This is a genomic window from Acidiferrobacteraceae bacterium (assembly GCA_037388825.1).
Classification (GTDB): domain Bacteria; phylum Pseudomonadota; class Gammaproteobacteria; order Acidiferrobacterales; family JAJDNE01; genus JARRJV01.
This window is the reverse complement of the sequence record JARRJV010000090.1, coordinates 1-6,282: the sequence shown is the minus strand read 5'-3', so window position 1 is coordinate 6,282 and position 6,282 is coordinate 1. Positions and strand designations below refer to the sequence as shown.

Annotated in this window: 8 protein-coding genes; all 8 read left to right on the top strand. The window is 64.2% G+C overall.

What is annotated here, in order from left to right:
- A partial coding sequence (locus P8X48_12045; GenBank protein MEJ2108036.1) for a hypothetical protein occupies positions 1-399 on the top strand: 399 nt, incomplete at its 5' end.
- Positions 396-767 (top strand): hypothetical protein, encoded by a 372-nt coding sequence (locus P8X48_12040; protein ID MEJ2108035.1) that lies wholly within the window; start codon positions 396-398, stop codon positions 765-767. The genes P8X48_12045 and P8X48_12040, both read left to right, overlap by 4 nt.
- 149 nt (positions 768-916) lie before the next feature.
- A complete protein-coding gene (locus P8X48_12035; GenBank protein ID MEJ2108034.1) occupies positions 917-1,357 on the top strand; it encodes a DUF3617 family protein in 441 nt (146 codons plus the stop codon).
- A 39-nt stretch (positions 1,358-1,396) separates the two neighbouring features.
- Positions 1,397-2,695: a sugar ABC transporter substrate-binding protein gene (locus tag P8X48_12030; GenBank protein ID MEJ2108033.1), complete on the top strand. Its 1,299-nt coding sequence runs from the start codon at positions 1,397-1,399 to the stop codon at positions 2,693-2,695.
- Positions 2,696-2,715: 20 nt separating this feature from the next.
- On the top strand, positions 2,716-3,600 hold the full coding sequence (locus P8X48_12025) for a sugar ABC transporter permease (protein MEJ2108032.1): 885 nt from the start codon (positions 2,716-2,718) through the stop codon (positions 3,598-3,600).
- Positions 3,597-4,430 carry a carbohydrate ABC transporter permease gene (locus P8X48_12020; GenBank protein ID MEJ2108031.1) on the top strand — a complete coding sequence of 278 codons (834 nt, stop codon included), beginning with the start codon at positions 3,597-3,599 and terminating at the stop codon, positions 4,428-4,430. The genes P8X48_12025 and P8X48_12020 overlap by 4 nt, the downstream gene beginning before the upstream one ends.
- A gap of 1 nt (position 4,431) precedes the next feature.
- Entirely contained in the window at positions 4,432-5,532 is a 1,101-nt protein-coding gene (gene ugpC / locus P8X48_12015; protein ID MEJ2108030.1) for a sn-glycerol-3-phosphate ABC transporter ATP-binding protein UgpC, read from the top strand.
- A gap of 148 nt (positions 5,533-5,680) precedes the next feature.
- Positions 5,681-6,208 (top strand): hypothetical protein, encoded by a 528-nt coding sequence (locus tag P8X48_12010; GenBank protein MEJ2108029.1) that lies wholly within the window; start codon positions 5,681-5,683, stop codon positions 6,206-6,208.
- Positions 6,209-6,282: the final 74 nt, after the last annotated feature.

The following is a 6,282-nucleotide window of genomic DNA, read 5'->3' as shown; positions in this document are numbered from 1 at the left end:
GTCCACGATCTGTTTGGCCAACAGCTCTACGCCGATGCGATCCGGCACTATGGGTCCGACAACGGCCTGCAGTTTTCCGACGGCGTGCAACGGGTCGCGGTTCCCGCCCGTGATACGGGCGAAGGCGAAATGTCCATTCCTGCCCCCACCGGCGACAGCTTGCATCCGATGCTGCTGGCCGGCATCCGCACGATCGAGTTCAGGCGTTTCGGCCCGGTGGGAAAGTCCAAGGAAGTAACGCGGGCCTGCCTGAAGTTCGTCGCGTTCGAGCAGTTGTACCGGAACGGCGCCACACAGAAACAGACCCGGCAGTACTATGCTGGCTGTCGATGCATCCCACCTTGCGCTGGCAGCCCTACCTGGTCGATCCATCCGGCGCCGCTCAGGTTGAGGACTTGACCTACGATCTGGTGATCTTTCGGGGCGAGGCATCGGCCTCACACGAGCGGACCGAGTTGTACTACTACGCCGGCGAAGAAGTGTATCGGCGCCAAGGCATTGTCGGAACCGAACACCGGGTCGAGCAGGGGCTGGATCCCTGCAGCGTCTACTACTGGTCGGTGCGTGCGCGCTTCCGTTTGCACGGCTGGCCACGCGTTACCGCCTGGTCCGGCGTCTACCAGCAGCCGGGATACCGTATCGTCCCGTGGGCACGCCGTACGAGTCCGGGATCCATCGCGTCCCCGTTTTCGAGCTACGCCTTTCCGTTCCAGACCGGCGCCGTTGCCGAAGGCGCGTCGTGCGAGGATGATTTCACACAAAACTGATACTTGGCGCCAGTGACCATGGCACAGTATTCCGTCTGTATACCGCGACCGGATACCGGCGCTCCCACCCGGAGGGATACAGGCGATTCCAGGGAACCGATGAGCACACCGGGAGCACTCGATACGTAGAACTTCCAAGGAGACGAACCATGTGCAAACAATGGACTATTTTGCCCGCAGCGTTGCTGCTCGCCGCCACCAGTCTGGCCCAGGCATCCATGGTGCGACCCGAGCCCGGGATGTGGGAATCCACGGTCACAACGGAGATGCAAAGCGGCCCGGGATTCATGCGCCATCCCCACACCAGCACCTTCCGGAAATGCATGACGGAAAAGGACCTGAACTTCAAACCACCGACCAACAAGAACATGCACTGCACCTACAAACAGCATCCCTTGGGGGCACACAAGGTCCGCTGGAACGTCAGCTGCACCAATAGCGGTGCCACGTCCACCGGCGTGGGTGTGGCGACGGTTTATCCCACCCACAACAAGGGCTACCTCGACATGGTCGTGACCACCAAGTCCGTCGGCATGACCATGAAGATGCGCGAGACCTTCAGCGACCGCCGCATCGGTGCCTGCAAATAGGGGAACCCGGATCGCCGGCGGACCGACATCGGAGCAGCGATGAATCGTCCAGTGCGAGTCCTGGCCGTGTTCGCACTCGCCGTCGCCACCACCCTGGCGGCGTGCGATCGCCACAAATCACGGCAAGCGGGCATCACCACCCTCTCGGTATGGGCCCATGCCGGCCAGGCGGGGGAACGCAAGGTCCTGCAACGCGAAGTGAAGGCCTTCGACGACGCGCACCCGGACATCTCGATCAAGCTGACCTTTCTTCCCGAGCGTTCCTACAATGCCCAGGTGCAGGCGGCGGCGATCGCGCACGACCTGCCGGACGTGATGGAATTCGACGTGCCGTATCTGGCCAATTACGCCTGGCAGGGACGGCTGCAGCCGCTGGAGAAGTTGTTGTCGGCCCGGATCCAGACCGATTTGTTGCCGTCCATCATCAAGCAGGGCATGTATCGCGGGCATCTGTACGGGGTCGGCATGTTCGAATCCGGCCTCGGCCTGTACGCGCGCCACAGCGCGCTAAAGAAGATCGGCGCGCGCATCCCCCGGCATCCCAGCACCGCCTGGAGCGTGAACGAGTTTGAAGGCATCCTCGCGAAGCTGGCGCAGAACGATGCCGACGGTGCCGTGCTCGATCTCAAGCTCAACTATCCGGACGAATGGTTCAGCTATGCCTTCTCGCCGGTGCTGCAATCGGCCGGCGGCGATCTCATCGACCGCAAGGACTACCAATCGGCCGACGGGGTCCTGAACGGCCCGGACTCGGTAAAGGCCATGACCCACATCCAGCACTGGCTGCAACAGGGCTGGGTCGATCCCAACGTGGACGACGCCGCCTTCGTCAGCGGCCGGGTCGCCCTGTCCTGGGCCGGGCACTGGGAGTATCCGCGCTACCACAAGGCCTTCGGCAAGGACCTGGTCTTGCTGCCTCTGCCCAACTTCGGCCGCGGAAGTCGCAGCGGCCAGGGTTCCTGGGTGTGGGGCATCCCGCGCGCCACCCGCGCGCCGAAGCAGGCGGCCGCGCTCATCGACTATCTGTTGCAGGCCGATCCGATCCTGGCCATGACCGGGGCCAATGGTGCGGTCCCGGCGACGCGCGCCGCCATCGCGCGCTCGCCGCTGTACCGGAAGGGCGGACCGCTGCACCTGTTCGTTGAGCAACTGGCGGAAGGCTACACCGTGCCGCGGCCGCAGACGCCCGCCTACCCGGTCATCAGTTCCAGCTTCCGCCAGGCCTTCGCCGACATACGCAACGGCATGCCGGTGCAACAGGCGCTGGACCGTGCCGCCAAGACCATCGACCGCGACATCCACGACAATCACGGCTATCCACCCCTGAAAACCCACTGACTCTACGTTAGACTAGGTCGATGCGAAGCCGAGCACGCATCTCCGCGGGCACGCTGTTTGCGCTGCCGGCCCTGGCCGGTTTGTTGGTCTTCGTTGCGCTCCCGTTCGCGCTCGCCATCGTCCTGTCGTTCACCAACCTGCGCCTGGGTTCGCCCTTGCCGCTGGAATTCGTTGGTTTGCGCCAGTACCTGCGCCTCGCCGCCGACCCCACCTTCCTGCGCGCGCTGGCGAACAACGTCCTGTTTACCGCCCTGGTGGTCCCGCTGCAGACCACCCTTGCCCTGGGGCTGGCGCTGCTGCTGCACCAACCGCTCAAGGGCCGCGCCGTGTTTCGCACCCTGTTCTTCCTGCCGGTGGTGTTCCCCTTATCATTGGTATCGGTGGTGTGGATCCTGATCTACGCCCCCGGGGCCAACGGCATGCTCAACAGCTTTCTCCACCTCGTCAGCCTCGGGACCTGGCAGGCGCGCGATTTCCTGCACGATCCCTGGCTCGCCCTGCCGGCCATTCTGCTCACCTCCATCTGGCAGGGCGCGGGTTTCCAGATGGTGATCCTGCTCGCCGGGCTGCAATCCATCCCGGAACAACTGTACGAGGCCGCGCGCATCGACGGCGCCGGTCGCTGGCAGCGCTTCTGGCATATCACCCTGCCGCAACTGCGCAACACCCTGATCTTCGTCATGCTGGTGACCACCATCCTCGCCTTTCGCCTGTTCGAGCAGGTGCAGATCATGACCCACGGCGGGCCGCGCAACGCGACCACCACGGTCATGTACGAGGCGGTGCAATCGGCCTTTGCCCGTCAGCAGGTGGCGCGCGGCGCCGCCGTGACCGTGGTCTTCTTCCTGGTGGTATTGCTGGTCACGATCCTGCAACGACGCTTCGCGCGCCAGGAGCAGGCATGAGTCGCGGCCTCGCCGGGAAGGTTCTGAGCTACGCCGGGCTGACCATCGCCGCGCTGCTGTTCGTCGCGCCGGTGCTGTTCATGCTCGCCGGCAGCCTCAAGCCCGAGGCGCGGGTGCTGACCGATGCCGGCAGCATGCGCGCCTTTGTGCCGACCGACTGGAACCTCGACAACTACCGCGACGTGTTCGCGCGCGTGGATTTCCTGCGCTTCCTGTTCAACTCCCTGTTCATCACCGGGGCGGTGGTGCTGGGCGGGCTCATCGTCAACAGCCTTGCCGGCTATGCCTTTGCGCGCATGCCATGGCGCGGGCGCGCGTTTGCCTTCGCCCTGGTGTTGGCGATTTTGATCCTGCCGCTGGAGGCTATCGCCGTGCCCCTGTTCTACCAGGTGACGGTGCTCGGCTGGCGCGACACCTACGTGGCGCAGATCCTGCCCTTCGTCGCCAATGCGTTTTCGATTTACCTTTTCTACACCTTCTTCCTCGGCCTGCCGCGGGAACTGGAGGAGGCGGCGCGCATCGACGGCGCCGGGCCCATGCGCACCTTCCTCACCATCATCGTGCCCAACAGCCGGCCGGTGTTCGCCACCGTCGCCATCCTCAGCTTCCTGGTCCAATGGGGCGTATACCTGTGGCCGCTGATGGTGACCAGCGGCGAGGCGGTGCGGCCGTTGCCCCTGGCCATCGCCACCTTCTACACCCTGCCGCCGCTGCAATGGGGCGACATCTTCGCCTTCGGCGTGATGATGGTGTTGCCCATCCTGCTGGTGTTCCTGTTCTTCCAGCGCTGGTTCATCCGTGGCGTGGTCGCCACCGGCATCCGGGGCTGACGTGGCCGACCTGACCTATATAAAGGTAGGCAAGACCTTCCCCGACGGCACCCGCGCGCTCGTCGACCTGGACCTGCACGTGAACGACGGCGAGTTCATGGTGCTGGTGGGCCCGTCCGGTTGCGGCAAGTCCACGGCCCTGCGCCTGCTGGCGGGCCTCGAGACCGCGACCGAGGGAGAGATTCGTATCGCCGGCGAGCGCGTGAATGAACTCAGCCCGCAGCAACGCAACGTCGCCATGGTGTTCCAGAACTATGCCCTGTATCCGCACATGAGCGTGCGCGCCAATCTTGCCTTCCCGCTGCGCATGGCGAGGCTGGAAAAAGGCGAAGTGGAAAAACGCATCGCCCATGCCGCCGAGCTGCTGGAGCTGACGCCCTTGCTGGATCGCATGCCGAAGGAACTGTCCGGTGGCCAGCGCCAGCGCGTGGCCATGGGCCGCGCCATCGTGCGCGAGCCGCGCGTGTTTCTCATGGACGAGCCGCTGTCCAACCTGGACGCGCGCCTGCGGGTGCAGATCCGCGCCGAGATCGCAGCGCTGCAGGCGCGCCTTGGCGTCACCACCCTCTACGTCACCCACGACCAGGTGGAGGCCATGACCCTCGGCCATCGCGTGGCGGTGATGAACGCCGGCCGCCTGCAACAGGTCGCACCGCCGCAGGAGCTGTACGAACGCCCGGCCAATACGTTTGTCGCCCAATTCCTCGGCAGCCCCGGCATGAATATTCTTCCCTGCCGGTTGCGCCAGCGCGAGTCGAAACTCCAGTTCGAGTTTGCTGGTCGCTGGCTGGCCGTGCCGCTAGAAGGCCACAGTCCGATTGCGAGCCTCGCGGCCCACGTCGATCGCAAGGTGTTTGCCGGCATCCGCCCGGAGGCCATTGAGATCGCCGAGCCCGGCGCCGCGACCCTGGAACTGCCCCTCGCCGCAGTGGAAGTACTGGGCCACGAACAACTGCTGTACTTCGATCTCGATGACCCGCAGACGAAACTCATCGCCCGCATCCCCGGCGGCACCGCACCCGCGGTCGGCAAAACTGTGCCCTTGCGTCTGGACATGCGGCAGCTGTATTTCTTCGATGGCGAGGGCAGGGCGATCGCGTGAATGGCCGGGAATTCCCGCGGCCAGAGTGCATTGGCGACGGCGAACCGGAAACACGTTGCCCGCTGCGTTGTCACCCCGGGCCGATTTCCTTAATATTTCCTGAACGGCTCGATCCGAATTCACAGAACCAGGGCCCAAGGGGGTAGTGATGGAAGCAAGAACAAAGATTCTCGGTATTTTTGTCGCCGTCTTGTTTGGATTCGTTCCGGCCCTTGGCGGCGCCACCACCAGCGATCACGTCACCCTCGCGCGCGGCGGAACGGTCGTGTGTGGCGGGAATATCTACACCAAGGAAGACGTGTATACGCGCTGGACCATCTCGAACGTCAACAACCATAGCGCCATCAAGCTGGTGGGCATGCGCATCTACAACGCCAGCGGAAAAGCGGTGTTCGATTCGAAAACCAAGGGCGCACCGCCCTCGGACACCGCGGTGAAATTCGGCGTCGTCGAGCCGCACCAGACCGTGGTTGTGCACAGCAATCGCCTGGTGGAAGACAAACTGGTCCGGGGCAACCTGCCGAACAAGCAAAGGCCGATGGTGGTGGAGATCGACTGGGCCTCGGTCTCCAAGGCGCCGGTGCTGACGCCGTATATCTATTTCAGCCGTACCGGTCCGGGTGCCCATCGCCACTCGCGCGATTGCCGGACCATCCGCCTGGTCGGAGAGAAATAGGCAACCCGGCACCGCTGAGTCGATCTAGCCCGGCAATTGTTGTATTGTAGCTTACAAGCTACAATCCGAAATCA